Origin of the sequence: Nocardia sp. NPDC057668, from assembly GCF_042799795.1 — a bacterium.
Classification (GTDB): Bacteria; Actinomycetota; Actinomycetes; order Mycobacteriales; family Mycobacteriaceae; genus Nocardia.
The window spans coordinates 96,589-114,360 of record NZ_JBHVIC010000007.1; the positions used below are offsets into that span (position 1 = coordinate 96,589).

Below are 17,772 nucleotides of genomic sequence, written 5' to 3' on the forward strand. Positions count from 1 at the left end.
TCGCGCGCCGGGTATCCGAGCTGTTCGCGGACTCCCGTTCGAGCGGCTCGGCGCGCCCAGCGGTGAAGGTAGGTGCGCTATGGCAGCGACCAGCAATGACGGTATGTCCGTGATCAATCCGGACGGCAGCAGCCGTTACTCCCAGGCTCTGGAACTGGCCTGCCGCGGGATCATCAAGCCGATGGGGGAAATGGCCACGGTCACCACCTCGAACATGCCCATCGTCGCCGCCGTGGTGAACGGCCTGGCCAAACTGCGCCCCGCCCCGCGCGGCGTGGAGCGGGAAGAGGTGCGGCTCAACGGTTTCCGGATGGAGATCGTGCGGCCGGCGGGTGCGCGCAGCTCACTGCGCGACGGCGCGGTGATGTACATGCACGGCGGCGGTTTCTTCCTGTGCGGTCTGGACACCCACCGGCCCGTGGTGGCCGCCATCGCGCGCCGCACCGGCCTGCCGGTGGTCAGCGTGGAGTACCGCCAGCTGCCCGAGACCGACATCTCCGGCGGCGTGGAGGACTGCCTCAGCGCCTATCGCTGGCTGCTGCGGCACGGGGCCGATCCGAGCCGGGTGGTCTTCGCGGGCGATTCCGCGGGCGGCTACATGACTTTCGCGACCGCGCTGCGGGCGCGCGATCGGGGCCTGCCGGTCCCCGCCGGACTGGTCGGGCTCTGTCCCGCGCTCGATCTGGACTGCACCGAGAAGCGCGCGCATCCGAATCTGCGCAGGGACGCGCTGATTCCGCTGTCCGCGCTGGAGTCGGTCGTCAAGATCGGCGCCGAGGTGAACGGGCGGCTCGATCCCGAGCTGTCCCCGGTCAACAATGTGCTGGCCGGACTGCCGCCCGCGCTGCTCATCGTCGCCGAGGACGAGGTGCTGCGACGCGACAGCGAGATCATGGCCCAGCGCCTGGCGGCCGCGGGAGTGCCCGCGACACTGGAGATCTGGCGCGGTCAGGTGCACGCCTTCATGTCGATCTTCCCGAACATGCCCGAGAGTCGCGCCGCGCTGGCGCACGTGGCGCAGTTCGTGCGGGCCCGGCTCGAGGCCGGAGACGTGGCGCGCACCGCGTGACGCGGCCGGGGCCCGGTCGCGCGCGGCGGCCGGGCCCGCATCGGCACGGAGAACGGCGAAACCCCCGCCCCGGGTGGTCCGGGTGCGGGGGTTTCGACTGTGCTGGCGTCGCGGCCGAAATTACTTGGCGGGGGCGACGAACGGCTGGTTGATGGTGGTGAAGTACTGCGCGGCGGCCAGGATGGCGACCGGCGCGGTCACGAAGATCTGGCCGGCGAGGGTGCCCAGGAAGCCGACGGTGGCGATACCGACAACGCAGCCGGCGATCGGGCCCGCGCCGAAGATGGCGAGCAGGGCGCCGGTGGCGACCAGGCCGATGCTGCCGCCGATGACGCAGCCCAGGGCCGCGCCGCCGAGGCCGCCGAGCAGGGTGCCGACGGTGGCGCCCAGGGCGATGGTGTCCTTCATGCGGTTGAAGGCGGCCTGCTCACGGTCGTACTCGGTCTTCCACGGCGCGACGTTCTCGTACGGCAGGGCGACCGGCTTGTAGACGGCCTTGTCCATGCTGAACTCGGGGGTCAGGGTCGCGGTGCGGTCGGTGATCTCCGCGGCGATCGGGAAGACGTAGTCGTCCACGCGGAAGTTGAGCTCGGTGCCCGCGACGACGGTGCCGTTGGCGGCCTTGACCTTGAATACGCCGTCCTCGACGACCATGGAACCGGCATCCGTGCGGATGATGGTGTTCGTCTCGGTGTTGGTGGCCGTGTAGTTGATCGCGTCGGCCTCGGCCGCGGCGGGGGCCGCGTTCACGGTACCGGCGGCGACGCCCATGGCGGCGATCAGCAGCGCCGACGTGGCGGCGAATTTCCTCATCAGCATTTGGTGCAAACCTCATCAGGGAAGAGCTCGGGGGGACGAGAGAAATAGAAATCGAATTCAGCTAACGAGCGGTGAACCCATCGTGACCGTTCGTTCAAATACCGTTCACCATCACGATGATCAGCGTTGCGAGGATTTGGAAATCTGCAGCGTACGAGGGGTTTTTTCACCGGTCCCGGGCCGGGTGAACGGTAACCTGGAAGTATCTTTGTGACTAAGGTCACAGTTCATGTGTGATTTGTGCGGACAATTTAACGAGAAAGCCGCGAGAGTTCCGTGGAAATTGGACATTCCGGACGCGGACTTTGTCGCCATCCGGAAATTTTGTTTCGGCCGCGTATCCGATTCCGCTCACACGCGGCGGGTAACCGGTGTAATGCTCGCAATGTGGACGCCGCGCCCCCGGGCCGCGCGGGCCGCGTAGGGTTGGCCCGTGCGATTGCTCGTAACCGGCGGCGCCGGATTCATCGGCGCGAACTTCGTTCATCAGACCGTGGCCACGCGCCCCGGCGTCCATGTCACCGTGCTCGACAAACTCACCTACGCGGGTAATCGGGCCTCGCTGGCTGCGATCGCCGATCGCGTCGAGTTCGTGCACGGCGACATCGCCGACGGCGCACTGGTCGATCGACTCGTCGGCGCGGCGGACGCGGTGGTGCATTTCGCCGCCGAATCCCACAACGACAATTCCCTGTCCGATCCGTGGCCGTTCGTGCAGACCAATATCATCGGCACCTACGTGCTGCTGCAGGCCGTGCGCAAGTACGACGTGCGCTACCACCACATCTCCACCGACGAGGTGTACGGCGATCTGGCACTGGACGATCCGGCCGCGTTCACCGAGGCCACGGCCTACAACCCGTCCAGCCCGTACTCGGCCTCCAAGGCGTCCAGCGACATGCTGGTGCGCGCCTGGGTGCGCTCGTTCGGGGTGCGCGCCACCCTGTCCAACTGCAGCAACAACTACGGTCCCTATCAGCACGTGGAGAAATTCATTCCGCGGCAGATCACCAATCTCATCGACGGCATCCGGCCGCGGCTCTACGGTGCGGGACACCAGGTTCGGGACTGGATCCACGTGCAGGACCACAACACCGCGGTGTGGGAAATCCTGGACCGCGGCCGCATCGGCCAGACCTATCTCATCGGGGCCGACGGCGAACGCGACAACAAATCGGTCGTACAACTGATTCTGGAAGGCTTCGGCCGCTCGCCGGACGACTTCGATCACGTCACCGATCGCCCCGGCCACGATCAGCGCTACGCCATCGACGCCACCCTGCTGCGCACCGAACTCGGCTGGGAACCGCGCTACGGCGATTTCCGCGCGGGCCTGGAATCCACCATCGCCTGGTATCGCGCCAACGAACCCTGGTGGCGCGCGCAGAAATCGGCCACCGAGCACGCCTACGCGGCGGCGGGCGAGAAAGTCCTCTGATACCCGCGGGCGGGTTCAGCGCACGCCGATCCCGCCCCAGTCGCGCCGATATTCCGCCCAATCCCGCGCGGTGGCCGCGAAATCCACATAGATCGCGACGCCGAAATTCCGCCGACCGCGCTCGGTGCGGCCCAAGCCCAGCCGGATGCCGCGAATCGCGGTCGCCACGGTTTCGGCGTTGCCCCGATGCCCGAGATCGTTCGCCCAGTACGCGGGTACGCCCAGCAACAGATCCACCCCGGCGGGCGTGACCTCCAGCGCCAGCCCGGTCTGCTGCGCGACATAGCCGCCGTAGAGCGATTTCACCGGCATGGCCGTGTCGTACGACATCACCGCGACCTGATCCGCGCGCCGCGCGACCTGCGCGAAATAGCCTTGCGACCACCATTTTCCGTGATCGGCCACGGCGAGGCCGACCGCGTGCAGCCCCGGCAGCGGGTCGATGACCGGCGCGGAGACCGACAGCAGCGCGGCGCGTGCGGCGGTGATCGGGCGTACCCGATCCAGCAGCGCCAGGAAGCCGGGCGAGCCCGAGCGCACCGGTTCCAGGTCGAAGTGGATGCCGTCGAATCCGAGGTCCAGGATCCCGGTCGCGGACGCGGCGACGCGCTCCCGGGTGGCGGCGTCCTCGACGTTCATGCCGTCGAATTCGGGGGCCAGGATGTCGCCGAGCCAGGACTGCACGCGGATGCCGGGCAGCAGGCGATGGGCGGTATCGACGAACCAGCGGGCGTTCGGGTGCAGCTCGGCGGGCAGGGCGCCGTCGTGCTCCAGCGGGCCGGTGTGCACGTACAGGTCCTTGATTCCGGTGCCGGACAACAGTGTCGCGAGCCCGGCCACGTCCGCGTCGGATCTGCGGCCGTCGACCCACGCGTGGCCGAGCCACACCGCGTCCCGCCCGCGCGTGCGGGCGTCGTCCGCGGGTGTGCCCGCGTAGTGCAGGCGCAGATACAGCGCCGCCCCGCCGACCGGGGTCAGCAGGGCGGTGAGGATCACCAGCAGGATCATCCCGGCTCTGCGCCATCGTGACCACCCGCGCCATCTCGCACCCGCGGCCGCGAACGCGCTGCGCGGCCGCCCTTTTCGCTTCATGATCGAACGCTAGCGAGCGTGCGCGGGCGAGCGGTGGAGATGGTGTGCGGATCCCGTGGTGATCCGCGCGGGTCAGCCCCAGACGATCGTGGAGTACTTCACCACGGCCGCGAGCAGGGCCACGGTGGTGGCGGCGGTGACGGCGATGGCCGGGCCGCGCACCGGGATGCGTCCGTCGGCGCCGGTGAGCCGCAACGGCATCCAGCGCAGGAACACGGCCAGGGTCAGCAGGGCGAGGGGGACGAAGTAGCGGCCCTGAACACCGTCGATGATGAAGTAGCCGACGGGCGTGAAGGACATGTACAGGGTCACGTAGATCATCGCGACGCTCGCCGCCATGGTGAGCAGGACCAGCCAGACGCGCAGCCGATCCCCGGCCATGCGGTCCGCGATGCCCAGGCTCACCACGAAGGCCAGCAGGCTGGCCACGATGGTCAGCGCCGGCACGTCGATGTACGCGAAGCCGAGTTCGCCGAAGAACTGGGTGAACCAGCGCTGATCGCGGCGCGCGATGCTGTCGCCGAACACGCTCAGGAACTGGATCGGATCGCCGAGGATCTCCTTCAGCTGATCGCCCGGGCGGACCGAGCCCCACTGTTCCTGCGGGCGCATGAGACTCATGCCGTCGCCGGTCGGGGCCGCGATCTTCATCCAGACCGCGAACACGCCGCCGCCGATGACCGCGAACGCCCACGGCAGCGCCCGCTGCCAGATCGCCGGGCGTTCGGGATCGCCGAAGCCGAAGCGCCCGGCGGGAATCAGCACCGTGAGCATGGCCAGCAGCACGTAGGTCGGTTTGCAGACAGGCAGCAGCACGGTGGCCGTCAGCGCGAACACCGTTTCCGGCCGGGACAGCCGCTGCCCCAGGAACAGGCCCTTGACGATGAAGGCCGAAACCAGCAGCGCCAGTGCGTTGGTCACGGTGTCGGCGGTCACGGTGCCCGCCTGGAACACCGCGATGGGCAGCACGGCGACGGTCAGCGCCAGCCACTGCACCCGGTGCCCGCGCAGCACGCGCACCGCGAAGCCGACGATCACCAGGTAGGCGAGCAGCCCGGCCCAGCGGGTGGCCAGCACCAGGCCGCCGACGTTCAGGTCCAGCGCCTCGGCGATCCGAATGCCCGCGGCGGCGGGCAGATACGGGACGGGGGAGTACGCGGCGGTGTTGGTGAACCACACCTGCGTCGTGGCCGTGGACACCGGCAGCGAGCCGAGCTTGTCGTAGGCCGCCCGGTCCACCACCATCGGGTCGGGCTCGTCGTTGTTGTTGCGGTAGTCGTCGAACGCGAACGACATGAGCGCGTCGACGCTGATCGGCACGTCGCCGCCCCACGCGGGCCCGCGGTCGTCCTGAATCTTCTGCGGCGTGATCTGCCCCTGCGCGACCTGGTAGGCGCGCCCGAACTGGGTGATCTCGTCGTGTCCCCAGAAGGGCGGGGTGACCACCGAGAACACCGCGCCGAAGATGCCGGCCAGCACCAGGAAGGCCACGGTGGCCGCGCCGAAGCGCTGCTCGATCCGGGCGAACGCCGCCCCGCGGCCACTCGCTCCCGTCGTCGATTCCGCGCCGGTAGTGCTCGCGCCGGACTCGGTCCCGTTCGGGGCGGTAGCCGCGCCGGTCTCGGCCGCGGCGACGGTGCCGGCGGCGCTCGATTCTGTTCCCACGGTGTCCGATTGTGCTGGACGCTCGCCCGGTTGCTCGGTAAGGGTCCCGGCTCCCGCGGCGGGAGTGGCGGATTCGCTCGGCTCCTCCCCGGGTCGCGTGGCGTCCGGCTCGGTGCGAACGGTCATCGCCTGCTACCGCCCGAGCAGTCCTGCGCCTCGTGTTCGGCGGCCACACCGACCGCCGAGTAACGCAGGTACATCAGGCGCGCGGCCTCGTGCCGGGAGCGGCGGATGCCGTCCAGGACCAGGCCCGCGGTCCAGGCCAGGCTACCCAGCAGCAGCAGGGTGAAGCCCAGGAACAGCGTGGGGAAGCGCGGCACCTCGTGAATTCGGTAGAACTCGATCACTATCGGCGTGATGAGCACGATCGAGATGATCCAGGCCAGGGTGCCGAACAGGCCGTAGAACGCGACCGGGCGTTCGTGCCGGGCGAGCCCGATGATCAGCCGCAGAATCTTGAAACCGTCGTGGTACGTGCGCAGTTTGGACTCGCTGCCCTCGGGCCGGTCCTTGAAGCCGACCGGCACCGCGGTCTGCGGCACGCGCAGGTGCAGCGAATGCACCGTCAGCTCGGTCTCGATCTCGAATTCGCGGGACACCGCGGGGAAGCTCTTCACGAACCGCCGCGAGAACACGCGGTAGCCGGAGAGCATGTCCTCGACGTTCTCGCCGAACACCTGGGCGACCACGCCGTTGAGCACCTTGTTGCCGGTCTCGTGACCCGGCCGGTACGCCGATTCGCCCGCCGATTCCCGGCGCACGCCCAGCACGTGGTCGTACGGTCCGGTCAGCAGCGCCTCGATCATGCGCGGCGCGGCGGCGGCGTCGTAGGTGTCGTCGCCGTCGATCATCAAATAGACGTCGGCGTCGATATCGGCGAAGGCGCGGCGGACCACATTGCCCTTGCCCTTGCGATATTCGTGGCGCACGATCGCGCCCGCCTCGCGCGCCTTCTCGGCGGTCGCGTCGGTGCTGCGATTGTCGTAGACGTACACGACGATCCCGGGCACGGCGGCCTTGAGGTCGCTGACGACCTTCGCGACCGAGGCCTCTTCGTTGTGGCAGGGGACAACTGCGGCAATGCGAAGCTCGGTGGGGTCCACCCGGTCAATCCTCGATGTGATCGGTAGGCGAATACGAACACGGGGAGGGTACCCGAGATGGCTGGGGTACCGTCGCCGAGTGTCCAGCAGTGAGCCGGCGGCCGTCGATACCAGCCCCGCCGAAACCGTCCCCGTCTCTTTCGCGGACAAGGTGCGCACCACCCTCAAGCAGGGCAGCGCCTTTCTCGTGGTCGGCCTGATCGGGCTGGCCGTCGACGCGGGGACCTACAACCTGCTGGTGTTCTGGGGCGGGGAGGGCGTGCTCTTCGACCGGCCCATCGTCGCGAAGATCATCGCCATCGGCGTCGCCACGGTCGTCACCTATTTCGGCAACAAATGGTGGACGTTCGCGCACAAGAAGGGCGGATCCGCGGCCCGCGAATACGTCCTGTACGCGGTGTTCAATGTGATCGCGATCGGGCTGCAATTGGGCTGCCTCGGGTTCTCCCGATACGTCCTGGATCTGTCGAGTCCGTTGGCGGACAACATCTCCGGGACTTTGGTCGGGCAGGCGGTCGCGGTCCTGTTCCGCTACTGGGCCTATGACAAATTCGTGTTCACCGGAGCGCGCGACGAGAGTGTTGACGCGGGTTCGCGCTGAAGCCTCGCCCGCGAATTGATAGTCTCTGCGCGCCGTGCGTGACAGTGGGTGTCGATCCGCGTCAGGGTATTACCGGTATCTGATTTGTTTTCGAGCGATGTCGAGGGATTCATGGATGCGTCGGCTGGCCAAGCCGTGACCGAAATCAATGACCGGCAGACCGCCGGAGCCCCTGCGACGCTGCGGGCGGACCATGTCGCGCCCGAGCGCCTGGTGCTGCAGCGCGGGCTGTTCACCGGGCCGGCTCCCCGGATCAGCGACGATCTATACGCGGTGGTGAAGGGCGGCAAGGCGCATCGCGAGCGCTTCAGCCTGCGTCTGGACAAGGGCGCCACCGCCACGACCAATACCTACTTCGGCCGCTTCGCCGCCAGCTACTGGCAGCGCTGGACCACGGTCACCGCCGTCGAGGTCGCGATGACCCTGGAGGTGGGCGGCCGCACCAAGGTGCGCCTGGCCGCGTCGGACATCGCCGGGCACCGGCGCGTGGTGGCCACCGCCGAGACGCGCGAGGACGGCCGCGTCGTGCTGAGCACCGCGCTGGACATGTACATCGACGGCGGCGCGCTGTGGCTCGAATTCGACGCCATCGGCGGTGACGTGCTCATCTCCGATCTGGCCTGGAGCGCACCGGCTCCCGAGACGGTGCGACCGGTGGCCATCGCCATCTGCACCTTCAACCGCGCGCCGGACTGCGCGAACACGGTGGCGGCGCTGGCCTCGGACTCGACCGTGCTGGCCGCCATCGACGCGGTGTACGTCGTGGACCAGGGCACCGATCTGGTGCAGGATCAGCCGGTCTTCCAGGAGACCGCGCCCGCGCTCGGCGACAAGCTGCGCTACCTGCGCCAGCCGAATCTCGGTGGGGCGGGCGGTTTCACCCGCGGCCTCTACGAGGTGTCGGCCGCCAACGAGCACGCCGACGTCATCCTGATGGACGACGACATCCTGTGCGAGCCCGAAACGGTGCTGCGGCTCAACGCCTTCGCGAACATGACCGTCGAGCCGACCCTGGTCGGCGCGCAGATGCTCTTCCTCTACAACCCCGACTTCCTCAACGTCGGCGCGGAGGAGACCGATCTGGGCAGGCTGCGCCACGGCCAGAAGGTGGCCAAGGCGCTGCGCAACACCAGCATGCTCAAGAAGCATCAGGAACGCCGCGTGGACGCGGGCTACAACGCCTGGTGGACCTGCCTCATCCCGGCGGAGGTGGTCGCCCGCATCGGGCTGCCGGTGCCGATCTTCTTCCAGTGGGACGACGTCGAATACGGCCTGCGCGCGCGGGAGAACGGGTTCGTCACCGTCACCATGCCGAACGCGGCGGTCTGGCACGCGGACTTCTACTGGAAGGACTTCGACGACTGGGCGCGGTACTTCTCCTCCCGCAACTCGCTCATCGTCTCCTCGCTGCACACCGATCTGGATCCCAAAGCCGTTACCCGCCAGCTCTTCCGGGAGATCGGCGAATATCTGGTCGGGATGCAGTACGGCCTGGCGCACACCACGCTGCAGGGCATCGAGGATTACCTGAAGGGCCCGGAGATCCTGCGCGACGGCGGCATCGCGGCGCTGGCCGCGGCCCGGGGCTCGCGCAACGAGTACGCCGAGACCATCAAGCATCCGGCGGCGACCTCGCCGATTCCCAACGCGCACCTGCACGTGCGCCGGGCCGGCGGCGAGCCCAGCCGCCCGCTGCTCATCCTGTTCAAGCGGGCGCTGAACCAGTGGACCGGGCGCGTGATCCCGGGTCCGGTGGCGGTCACCCGCGAGGACGCGCACTGGTGGCACGTCGGCCTGTTCGGCGACGTGGTGGTCACCGACGCCTCGCAGTCCGGGGTGCGAGTTCGCCACCGCGACAAGGAGACCGCGCGCAAGCTGCTGATCCGCGCGTATCGGGTGCTCAAGAAGCTCCGCAAGGAACTGCCGGAGCTACAGCGGCGCTGGCGCGGGGCGATGCCCGAACTCACCAGCCGCGCCAACTGGGAGCGGCTGTACGGGATCGATTCCGAGAAGTAGCCGCGAGACTCGAAAGGCCGGTCGCCCAGGGCGACCGGCCTTTTCGCGCTACTGCCTACCGGCTAGAGGAACAGATCGGTGCTGAGCGGGCCGTCGCCCGGCACCACGCGGTACTTCTCCAGATCCGTGATGCCGTGCGCGGCAAGCACATCGTCGTCGATGAAGAAGTTGCCGGTCGTCTCCTTCGCCGGCGAGGTGAGCACCAGATACGCGGCGTCGGCGTAGATGTCCGGCGTCCGTGAGGTGGCGACCATCTCCGCGCCGCCGAGCAGATTCTGCACCGCCGCGGTGGCGATCGTGGTGCGCGGCCACAGCGAGTTCACGCCGATGCCGTACTTGCGCAGCTCCTCGGCCAATCCCAGTGTGGTGAGCGACATTCCGTACTTGGCGATGGTGTAGCCCAGGGAGCCGCCCGCCCATTTCGGATCCAGGTTCAGCGGCGGCGACAGCGTCAGGATGTGCGGATTGCGCCCGGTCTGCGCGGATTCACGCAGCGCCGGGATGCTGAGCTTGGACAGCAGGAAGCTGCCGCGGCAATTGATGTCCTGCATGAGGTCGTACTTCTTCATGGGCAGGGTCTCGGTGGGGGACAGGTCGATCGCCGAGGCGTTGTTCACCACCATGTCGATGCCGCCGAAGGTCGCGATGGTGCGCTGCACCGCCTCGGCCACCGCGCCGTCGTCGCGGACGTCGCCGACGTACTTGAGCACCGTTCCGCCCGCGGCCTCCAATTCGGCTGCCGCCGTGTGGATGGTGCCGGGCAGCTTGGGATGCGGCTGATCGGTCTTCGCGATCAGCGTGATGTTCGCGCCGTCCGCGGCCGCGCGCTTGGCGATCTCCAGCCCGATGCCGCGGCTGCCGCCCGACATGATCATGGTCCGGCCCGCCAGCGGCTTCAGTGCTTCGGTCATCTCGGCTCCCTGCTCTCTGCTTTCGCCCCGGGTTCGATGATCCGCGCGTCCGTGCGCGATCGGAGCGAAAACCCTCCGATCCGGACAGTAGGCCGATTTCCGACACTATGCAACTAGGTGCATATGGATGTCGGGGTAGCGCCTGCGCTACCCCCGGCCGTCCGGTCCGCGCCACCGGCAACAAGGGCGTGTGCGGCATCGGAATCGCGGTCCCGGATTCCTAGGCTCGAAGCAGCCGGGAAAACCGGACCGAACAGGAGGAACGCCTTCACATGACGATATTTCGGGGGTACCGCGCGCGCCGCGCGCCGGCCGGCATCGGCGTGCTGGCCGTGCTCGCCGCGGCCGCCTGCGCGACCGCGGACCCGGGCGCCGCGCCCACCGGCCGGGACCGGGACGACGCCCTGGGGGCGGCCATGGCGGCGGTCGTGGACGCCGGGTTCCCGGGCGTGCAGGTGGTGATCACCGACGCCGGTGGACAGCGCGTGCGGACCGCCGGGCGGGCCGATACGGTCACCGGCGCGGAGTTCAGCGCCGACGCCCGCGTGCGGATCGGCAGCAACACCAAGACGTATGTGGCCGTGGTGATCATGCAGCTGGTCGCCGAAGGCACGGTGGCCCTGGATGATCCGGTGGAGAAGTACCTGCCGGGCGTGGTGCGCGGCAACGGCAACGACGGCAACCGGATCACCGTGCGCCAGTTGCTCCAGCACACCACCGGACTGCCGGACTATCTGGCGAGCGGTGACCCCGCGGTGGCCCGCGACCCGAATTCGCCGCAGCTGCAAGGGGATGCGGCCGCACTGCGGACCCGGCACTTCACCCCGCGCGAGCTGGTGGACATCGCCATGAGCCTGCCGCCGCAGTACGAACCCGGTGCGCGCGCGGTGTACACGAACACCAACTACATCCTGCTCGGGATGCTCGTCGAGCAGGTGACGGGCAAGCCGGTGGCCGCCGAGATCCAGACCCGCGTCCTGGATCGGCTCGGCCTGCGCGACACCTACTTCCCGGCGGACGGCGAACAGGTCATTCGCGGTCCGCATCCGCGCGGCTACGAGGAAAGTGCGGGGCAGCGCGTCGATTTCACCGATCTCGACCCGTCGTGGGGCGGCGCGGCCGGGGCGATGGTCGCCACCGGCGCCGATCTCAATCGCTTCTTCCGCGCCCTGCTCGCGGGTGAACTCCTGCCCGCGCCGCTGCTCGCCGAGATGCGCGTGACCGTGCCCTTCGACCGCATGCCCGGCGCGGGCTACGGCCTCGGGCTGATCCACCAGCCCGTGTCCTGCGGTGCGGAGGTCTGGGGCCACGGCGGCAGCATCCCCGGTTTCGAGACCCGCAACGGCGTCACGGCCGCGGGCGTCGCGGTGACCGTGATCGTCAATCAGCTACCGGTCAGCGAGGCACAGGCCGCGACCGTCACGGCGGCATTGGACACCGCGCTCTGCTCCTGAGGAGCGCCGCCCGGCTGCCGCGCGCTCCCGCATCGCGTCCGGGCCGCGCCGCCCGACCCATTCCCTGTATCCCCGATTCGCAGTACCCCGAAAGGAATTCACCGTGCACAGCGGAAAGCTCTTCGCGACCGTCGCCGCCACCGTGATCGCCGCCGTCACCGGCGCGGTCGTGGTGGACCGGGTCGTGGCCGCGCCACCGGCCGCCGCGACCGAAGCCGAACTCGGCCGCTACTACGGCCAGCACCCGAATTGGGTGGCCTGCGGTGTGCAGGCGCTGGACGAGGTGGGCGCGCAGTGCGCCGACATCACCGTTCCCGTGAATTACGCGGAGCCGCAGGGGAAGACGATGACCGTCGCCATTTCCCGCATCGCGGCCACCGATCCCGCGCAGCGCCGCGGCGTCATGCTGTCCAACCCCGGCGGCCCGGGCGGATCCGGGCTGGATCAGTTCATCCGCCTGCTCCCGGCCATGACCCCCGAGGTCCGCGCGGGCTACGACCTCATCGGCATGGACCCGCGCGGCGTCGGCCGCTCGACGCCGATCGATTGCGGCTGGACCACCGGTTTCGGCCTGCAATCGGCGGGTGTGGACGGCGCGGGATTCGCCGAGTCGGTGGTGACCCAGGGCCGGCTCGCCGCCGAATGCGTTGCGAATCAAGGCGATCGGCTGTCCTCGATCTCCACCCGCAACACCGCCCGCGACATGGATGTCGTGCGCGGCGTGCTGGGGCAGGAACGCATCAACTACTTCGGCACCTCGTACGGCACCTACCTGGGCGCTGTCTACATGCAGATGTACCCCGAGCGCAGCGACCGCATGGTGCTGGACAGCGCGGTGGATCCGGTGCGCTACGGCGCGGTCGGGATGATGCAGGACATGGGCCCGGCCAACGAGGCGGCCCTGGACCGCTGGGCGGACTGGGCCGCGGCCCGCGACGGTGAATACCACTTCGGCGGCACCCGCGCCCAGGTCCGCGCCACCGTGGAGAACCTGATCCGGGGTGCGGCCGAGAAGCCGCTCCGGATAGGGGATTTCGAGGTGGACGAGCACTGGCTGCCGATGCTGCTGTTCACCGTGCTCGACGACGCGCGCAACTACCCGACGACCTCCGCGCACGTGCGCCTCTACCTGGACGCGGCCGCGGGCAGGGCCGTGACGCCCGATCCCGAACTGGCGGCGAGCATCGATCGCATGCTGAACGGCAAGCCGGAGAACATGTCCGCGCAGATGACCATCATGTGCGGCGACGTGGGTGTGCCCCGCGATCCGTCGTGGTACTGGCGCAACATCGAGGCGGCGCGGGCCACCCAGCCGATCTTCGGCGCCTTCGCCAACAACATCACCCCGTGCGCCTTCTGGCCCGCACCTGCCGAGGACCCGACGACGATCGGCAACGCGCTGCCCGCCCTGGTCATCCAGGCCACCGGCGACACCCGCACGACGTACGCCAACGGCGTGGCGATGCGCAAGGCGCTCACCGGCTCCCGCCTGGTGACCCTCGAGAACGTCGACATCCACAGCGTCTACGGTCGCTATCGGAACACCTGCGCCTGGGGCGCGATCAACACCTACTTCTCCGATGGAACCCTGCCCGCGACCGACGTCACCTGCCGGGACGACGGATCCGCCAACTGATCGACCCGCGGCCCGCCCCCGGGGAAGGGCGGGCCGCGCTGCCCGAGGCCGGGACCGATCCGGTGTGTGGCCCACTCGAGCTACACCGGGTCGCGATATCGAACACCGCCGAAACCAGGGGAGCCCGGCGGTGACCAGCTTCGCTCACCGGGATAGCGGACGGCGGGCAAGGAGACCGGGGAGGCGCGGTGAAGTCATTGCGCCGCACCGGCTCACACGGGTGGTGCGCGCATCGATCTCGCGGGTGAGGATCGGGAGTCGGCGTGGCGCAGCGGCTTACACGCGCGGCGCCGCGCCGAGGTAGGCGAGCACCGCCAGCACCCGGCGGTGGCCGACCTCGTCCGCGTGCAGGTTCAGCTTGGCGAAGATGCTCCGAATATGCTTGAGGACCGCGCCTTCGGAGACGACCAGGCGGGCGGCGATCGTCGCGTTGTCCAGGCCCTCGGCCATCAGCGCCAGCACCTCGCGTTCGCGCGGGGTCAGGGCCGCCAGCGGATCGTCGGATTTGCGGCGGACCAGTAGTTGCGAGATCACCTCGGGATCCATGGCGGTGCCGCCGCCGGCGACCCGGTGCAGCGATTCCAGGAAACGGTCGACCTTGCCGACCCGCTCCTTGAGCAGGTAGCCGACCCCGCCGGAACCGTCGCCGAGCAGCTCGGCGACATAGCTGTCCTCGACCCAGTTCGAGAGCACCAGCACCGGCAGCCCGGGGTGAATCTCGCGGGCCCGTACCGCCGCCCGCAGGCCGTCGTCGGTGAAGGTGGGCGGCATGCGCACGTCGACCACCACGGCGTCGGGCCGGTCGGCGGTGACCAGGGTCAGGAAATCCTCGGCGTTGTCCAGGGCCGCCACCACCTCGATGCCCGCGGTGCGCAGCAGCAGGACCAGACCCTCGCGCAACAGCGCGTCGTCCTCGGCGATCACGACCCGCACGGCAACTCCACGCGCACCACAGTAGGGCCACCGGCCGGGCTGGTGAGCACCATGCTCCCGTCCAGGGCCGCGGCCCGCCGCCGGATGCCGGCCAGGCCGCCGCCCTCGCTCTCGCGCGCACCGCCGATCCCGTCGTCGCTCACGGTGACCGTCAGGGTCGCGGGCGGGCCGGCCAGGCGCACCGAGACCTGTTCGGCCCGCGAGTGTTTGGTGGCGTTGGTGAGCGCCTCGGCGATGACGAAATAGGCCGCGGCCTCCACCGCCGCCGGCCGCCGCGCACCCGGTTCGATCTCGACCACGCAGGGAATGGGCGACCGCGCCGCCAATGCCGATATCGCACTGGCCAATCCGCGATCGGCCAGGACCGGGGGATACACCGTGCGCACGACATCCCGCAGTTCGGCGAGCGCCGCGGTCGCGGTGTCCTGTGCGGTGCGCACCATCGCGTCGGCCGCCCCCGGATCCCGCTCGCGCAGCTGCTCGGCGAGCCCCAGCTGCATGATGACCGCCGCGATCCGCGCCTGCGCGCCGTCGTGCAGGTCCCGCTCGATCCGCCGCAGCTCCGCGCCGTGCGCGTCCAGCGCCGCCGCCCGGGTCGCGGTCAGCTCGGCCACCCGATGCGCCAGTTCGGCCCCGTCGGCGGGGGCCAGTAGCGCGGCCGCGGTTCGCGCCGTCAGCCCGGCCACCGCGGGCGTCTGCAGGGCGAGCCAGCCCAGCGGCAGCGCGATCAGCGCCGCCGCGAACGCCGTGCCCCACGAGGTCACCGTGAATCCGAAGTTCGTCACCGATCCCGGCGGCGTCAGCCGCCAGTAGGCCGGGACCAGCGCCTGGTTCAGCACGGCGAAGGGCAGCAGGATCGCGACGCTCCCGACCAGCGTTCCGGTCACCGCGTGCAGCACCAGCCACCCGAGGTCCCGCAGGTTGGCGGGATCCCGGGCGACCGTGGCCAGTTGCTCACGCAGCGAACCCGTCATCGGCTGGTAGGGCGCCGCGATGGGCTCACCCAGATAGCGCGCGGCCTGCCGCCGGTCGACGCCCACCAGCCGCCGCACCAGCCGCACCGCCTCCGGAACCGCCGGAATACCCAGCCCGATCAGGCAGAACGCCCCCACCACCGCGAGTCCCACCACCGCGAACATCGACAGCAGAGCGGTCAGCCCACCCATCGCCAGGTACCCCACCGCCGCGGGCAGCCTTCGCAGCCGCCCCAGCACCCATCGCCCCGGCCTCATCGGCCCATAACTGGAACGCTCGCTTCAACCCGTCGCGCCACACCAGCACCGTCCACGCTCTCATTCTCCGCATACCGCGGAAATCGGTGCGCGGGCACACCCGCGCCCGGCGGTCGCACGTCCCGGCCCGGGCCGTCGCACCCGCCTCGTCGTTGTCGTCTTCGTCGCCGCCCGCGTTCGCCGCCGCCGGAGCCGCAGACGTGCCCGGCGGCGGTCGTCGGCGCACCGGCTTCGGCGATGTGTCGTGGGCCGGCCACGCTCCCGGCCCGCGACGCGAGTCCGGAACGCGGACCGGGCGGCCGCCACCGTTGCCGGCGGCCGCTCGGCGAACCACCGCGACCGCGCCTCGGCCCGCGGCCCCGAGCCGGGAACGGGGACGGGCGCGGCCGCGCCGGATCAGCGGCGGCCGCCCTGGCGCTGGCGGTACATGCGGCGCTGTTCCTTGCTGATGTCGCGCCACTGCTTCTCGCGTTCGGCGCGGGCCCGCGAATCGGTGCGGGCCGCCATCCACTCGTTCTCCCGGGTGAGTTTGCGGAAGCTGTCCAGCCTGCGCTGCGGCAGCTCCCCGGACTCGATGGCGGCCAGCACCGCGCAGCCCGGCTCCCCGATGTGCGTGCAGTCACCGAAACGGCACTGCGCGGCAAGGGATTCCACCTCGCTGAAGGTGCGCTCCAGGCCCTGGGCGGCGTCCCACAGGCCGATCGAGCGCAGGCCGGGGGTGTCGATCAGGGTGCCGCCGCCGGGCAGCGGCCGCAGTTCGCGATGCACCGTGGTGTGCCGCCCGCGCTTGTCGCCTTCGCGAACGGCGTTGGTGGCGAACACATCCGCGCCGAGCAGCGCGTTGGCGAGGGTGGATTTGCCCGCACCCGACGCGCCGATCAGTGCGACGGTGCCGTCCAGCAGCGCGGTCAGCACCTCCATGCCGAAACCGGTGCTCGCGCTCACCGCGACCACGGTGGCCCCGGGCGCGACCGCCCGCACCGGATCCAGCGAAAGGTCATCGGCCAGATCGGCTTTGGTGAGCACCACCACCGGCTGCGCCCCGGATTCCCAGGCCAGCGCGAGCATCCGCTCGATCCGCCCGAGATCCACATCGCCGTCACCGGGCGAGCACAGCAGCACGGTGTCCACATTGGCGGCGAGTACCTGGCTCGCCGACCGCGCCCGGGCATCGGAATGCCCCGACACCGCCGCCCGCACGATGGCGGTGCGGCGCGGCAGCACGTCGCGCACCACGGCGTCGTTCAGCAGCCGGTGGGTGTCGGGCAGTGCGCCGGAATCACTGCCGAGCGCGACCCAGTCACCGGTGCACAGTCCGCTGACCTCGGAATCCGAACGCGGGCAGCGGGCGCGCACGATGCGCGCCCCGGCCTGATCGGGCAGCCGGGTGGTGGCGAACGGCACGGCGACGTCGCATTCACTGCGGTCCATGCGCAGCACGCGCGCCGGAATCACCGAATCATCGAGCAGGGGAAGGTAATCGGTCGCCACGGAAGGGGTCCAGCCGTAGGGAACGAGCAGGTCGAGATCGACCAGAGACATGATGGGGGGTCCTTCGACGGGCCGAGCCCGTCGGTCGGACTCAGCGCAGGGGGTTCGAGGTGGATACGCGCGCAGCGAAAACTCGCGCAGGCACGACAATCCGCACTGTCGTAGTCACGTAAATCCACCTCCTTCTCTTCCCTGGGCGATCACCGTGGTGACCGCGAGCCGAAATCGAACGTCCCCACCCTGTCAGGTCGGCCACGGTGTGGCAACCGATTTTTCTACCAGGGCTTTCACCCGCGAACGGTCAGGATTTCG

14 protein-coding genes are annotated in these 17,772 nt (G+C 69.7%); 6 read left to right on the forward strand and 8 right to left on the reverse strand.

From position 1 onward, the window contains the following. The first annotated feature begins 79 nt into the window (after nucleotides 1–79). Nucleotides 80–1,069: an alpha/beta hydrolase gene (locus tag ACFVBH_RS33765; RefSeq protein WP_354986509.1), complete on the forward strand. Its 990-nt coding sequence runs from the start codon at nucleotides 80–82 to the stop codon at nucleotides 1,067–1,069. A gap of 120 nt (nucleotides 1,070–1,189) precedes the next feature. Here the strand turns inward: ACFVBH_RS33765 and ACFVBH_RS33770 are convergent, their stop codons facing one another. Further along, on the reverse strand, nucleotides 1,190–1,888 hold the full coding sequence (locus ACFVBH_RS33770) for a hypothetical protein (protein WP_354991661.1): 699 nt from the start codon (nucleotides 1,886–1,888) through the stop codon (nucleotides 1,190–1,192). A 433-nt stretch (nucleotides 1,889–2,321) separates the two neighbouring features. Between ACFVBH_RS33770 and rfbB the strand changes: the two genes are divergently transcribed. After that, a complete protein-coding gene (gene rfbB / locus ACFVBH_RS33775; protein WP_379008015.1) occupies nucleotides 2,322–3,326 on the forward strand; it encodes a dTDP-glucose 4,6-dehydratase in 1,005 nt (334 codons plus the stop codon). A gap of 15 nt (nucleotides 3,327–3,341) precedes the next feature. Here rfbB and ACFVBH_RS33780 read toward each other — a convergent pair whose 3' ends face one another. The 3 genes from ACFVBH_RS33780 to ACFVBH_RS33790 all read right to left on the reverse strand — a co-directional run bounded on the left by ACFVBH_RS33780 (nucleotide 3,342) and on the right by ACFVBH_RS33790 (nucleotide 7,186). Continuing rightward, nucleotides 3,342–4,418 (reverse strand): hypothetical protein, encoded by a 1,077-nt coding sequence (locus tag ACFVBH_RS33780; RefSeq protein ID WP_379008018.1) that lies wholly within the window; start codon nucleotides 4,416–4,418, stop codon nucleotides 3,342–3,344. 72 nt (nucleotides 4,419–4,490) lie between these two features. Then, on the reverse strand, nucleotides 4,491–6,083 hold the full coding sequence (locus ACFVBH_RS33785) for a DUF2142 domain-containing protein (RefSeq protein ID WP_379008020.1): 1,593 nt from the start codon (nucleotides 6,081–6,083) through the stop codon (nucleotides 4,491–4,493). A gap of 122 nt (nucleotides 6,084–6,205) precedes the next feature. After that, nucleotides 6,206–7,186 carry a glycosyltransferase gene (locus tag ACFVBH_RS33790; protein ID WP_354991657.1) on the reverse strand — a complete coding sequence of 327 codons (981 nt, stop codon included), beginning with the start codon at nucleotides 7,184–7,186 and terminating at the stop codon, nucleotides 6,206–6,208. A 79-nt stretch (nucleotides 7,187–7,265) separates the two neighbouring features. Here ACFVBH_RS33790 and ACFVBH_RS33795 point away from each other — a divergent pair, with 79 nt between their 5' ends. Beyond that, nucleotides 7,266–7,787 carry a GtrA family protein gene (locus ACFVBH_RS33795; protein ID WP_354991656.1) on the forward strand — a complete coding sequence of 174 codons (522 nt, stop codon included), beginning with the start codon at nucleotides 7,266–7,268 and terminating at the stop codon, nucleotides 7,785–7,787. Nucleotides 7,788–7,898: 111 nt separating this feature from the next. Further along, nucleotides 7,899–9,803 (forward strand): glycosyltransferase, encoded by a 1,905-nt coding sequence (locus tag ACFVBH_RS33800; protein WP_379008025.1) that lies wholly within the window; start codon nucleotides 7,899–7,901, stop codon nucleotides 9,801–9,803. A 62-nt stretch (nucleotides 9,804–9,865) separates the two neighbouring features. Here the strand turns inward: ACFVBH_RS33800 and ACFVBH_RS33805 are convergent, their stop codons facing one another. Beyond that, nucleotides 9,866–10,714 (reverse strand): NAD(P)-dependent oxidoreductase, encoded by an 849-nt coding sequence (locus ACFVBH_RS33805; protein WP_354991729.1) that lies wholly within the window; start codon nucleotides 10,712–10,714, stop codon nucleotides 9,866–9,868. Between the two features lie 272 nt (nucleotides 10,715–10,986). On the opposite strand from ACFVBH_RS33805, the gene ACFVBH_RS33810 reads away from it, so the two are divergent. Together ACFVBH_RS33810 and ACFVBH_RS33815 are read left to right on the forward strand one after the other, a co-directional pair. Then, complete coding sequence (locus ACFVBH_RS33810; protein ID WP_379008029.1) at nucleotides 10,987–12,168, forward strand: serine hydrolase domain-containing protein; 1,182 nt, start codon at nucleotides 10,987–10,989, stop codon at nucleotides 12,166–12,168. 103 nt (nucleotides 12,169–12,271) lie between these two features. Next, on the forward strand, nucleotides 12,272–13,804 hold the full coding sequence (locus ACFVBH_RS33815) for an alpha/beta hydrolase (RefSeq protein WP_379008032.1): 1,533 nt from the start codon (nucleotides 12,272–12,274) through the stop codon (nucleotides 13,802–13,804). Nucleotides 13,805–14,080: 276 nt separating this feature from the next. Here the strand turns inward: ACFVBH_RS33815 and ACFVBH_RS33820 are convergent, their stop codons facing one another. From ACFVBH_RS33820 to rsgA, 3 genes are all read right to left on the reverse strand, one after another. Further along, complete coding sequence (locus ACFVBH_RS33820) at nucleotides 14,081–14,737, reverse strand: response regulator (RefSeq protein ID WP_379008034.1); 657 nt, start codon at nucleotides 14,735–14,737, stop codon at nucleotides 14,081–14,083. Continuing rightward, on the reverse strand, nucleotides 14,725–15,969 hold the full coding sequence (locus ACFVBH_RS33825; RefSeq protein ID WP_379008036.1) for a sensor histidine kinase: 1,245 nt from the start codon (nucleotides 15,967–15,969) through the stop codon (nucleotides 14,725–14,727). Before ACFVBH_RS33825 ends, ACFVBH_RS33820 begins: the two co-directional genes overlap by 13 nt. Nucleotides 15,970–16,365: 396 nt before the next feature. After that, nucleotides 16,366–17,511, reverse strand: coding sequence for a ribosome small subunit-dependent GTPase A (gene rsgA / locus ACFVBH_RS33830; protein WP_379008039.1), 1,146 nt, complete (start codon nucleotides 17,509–17,511; stop codon nucleotides 16,366–16,368). Between the last annotated feature and the right edge of the window lie 261 nt (nucleotides 17,512–17,772).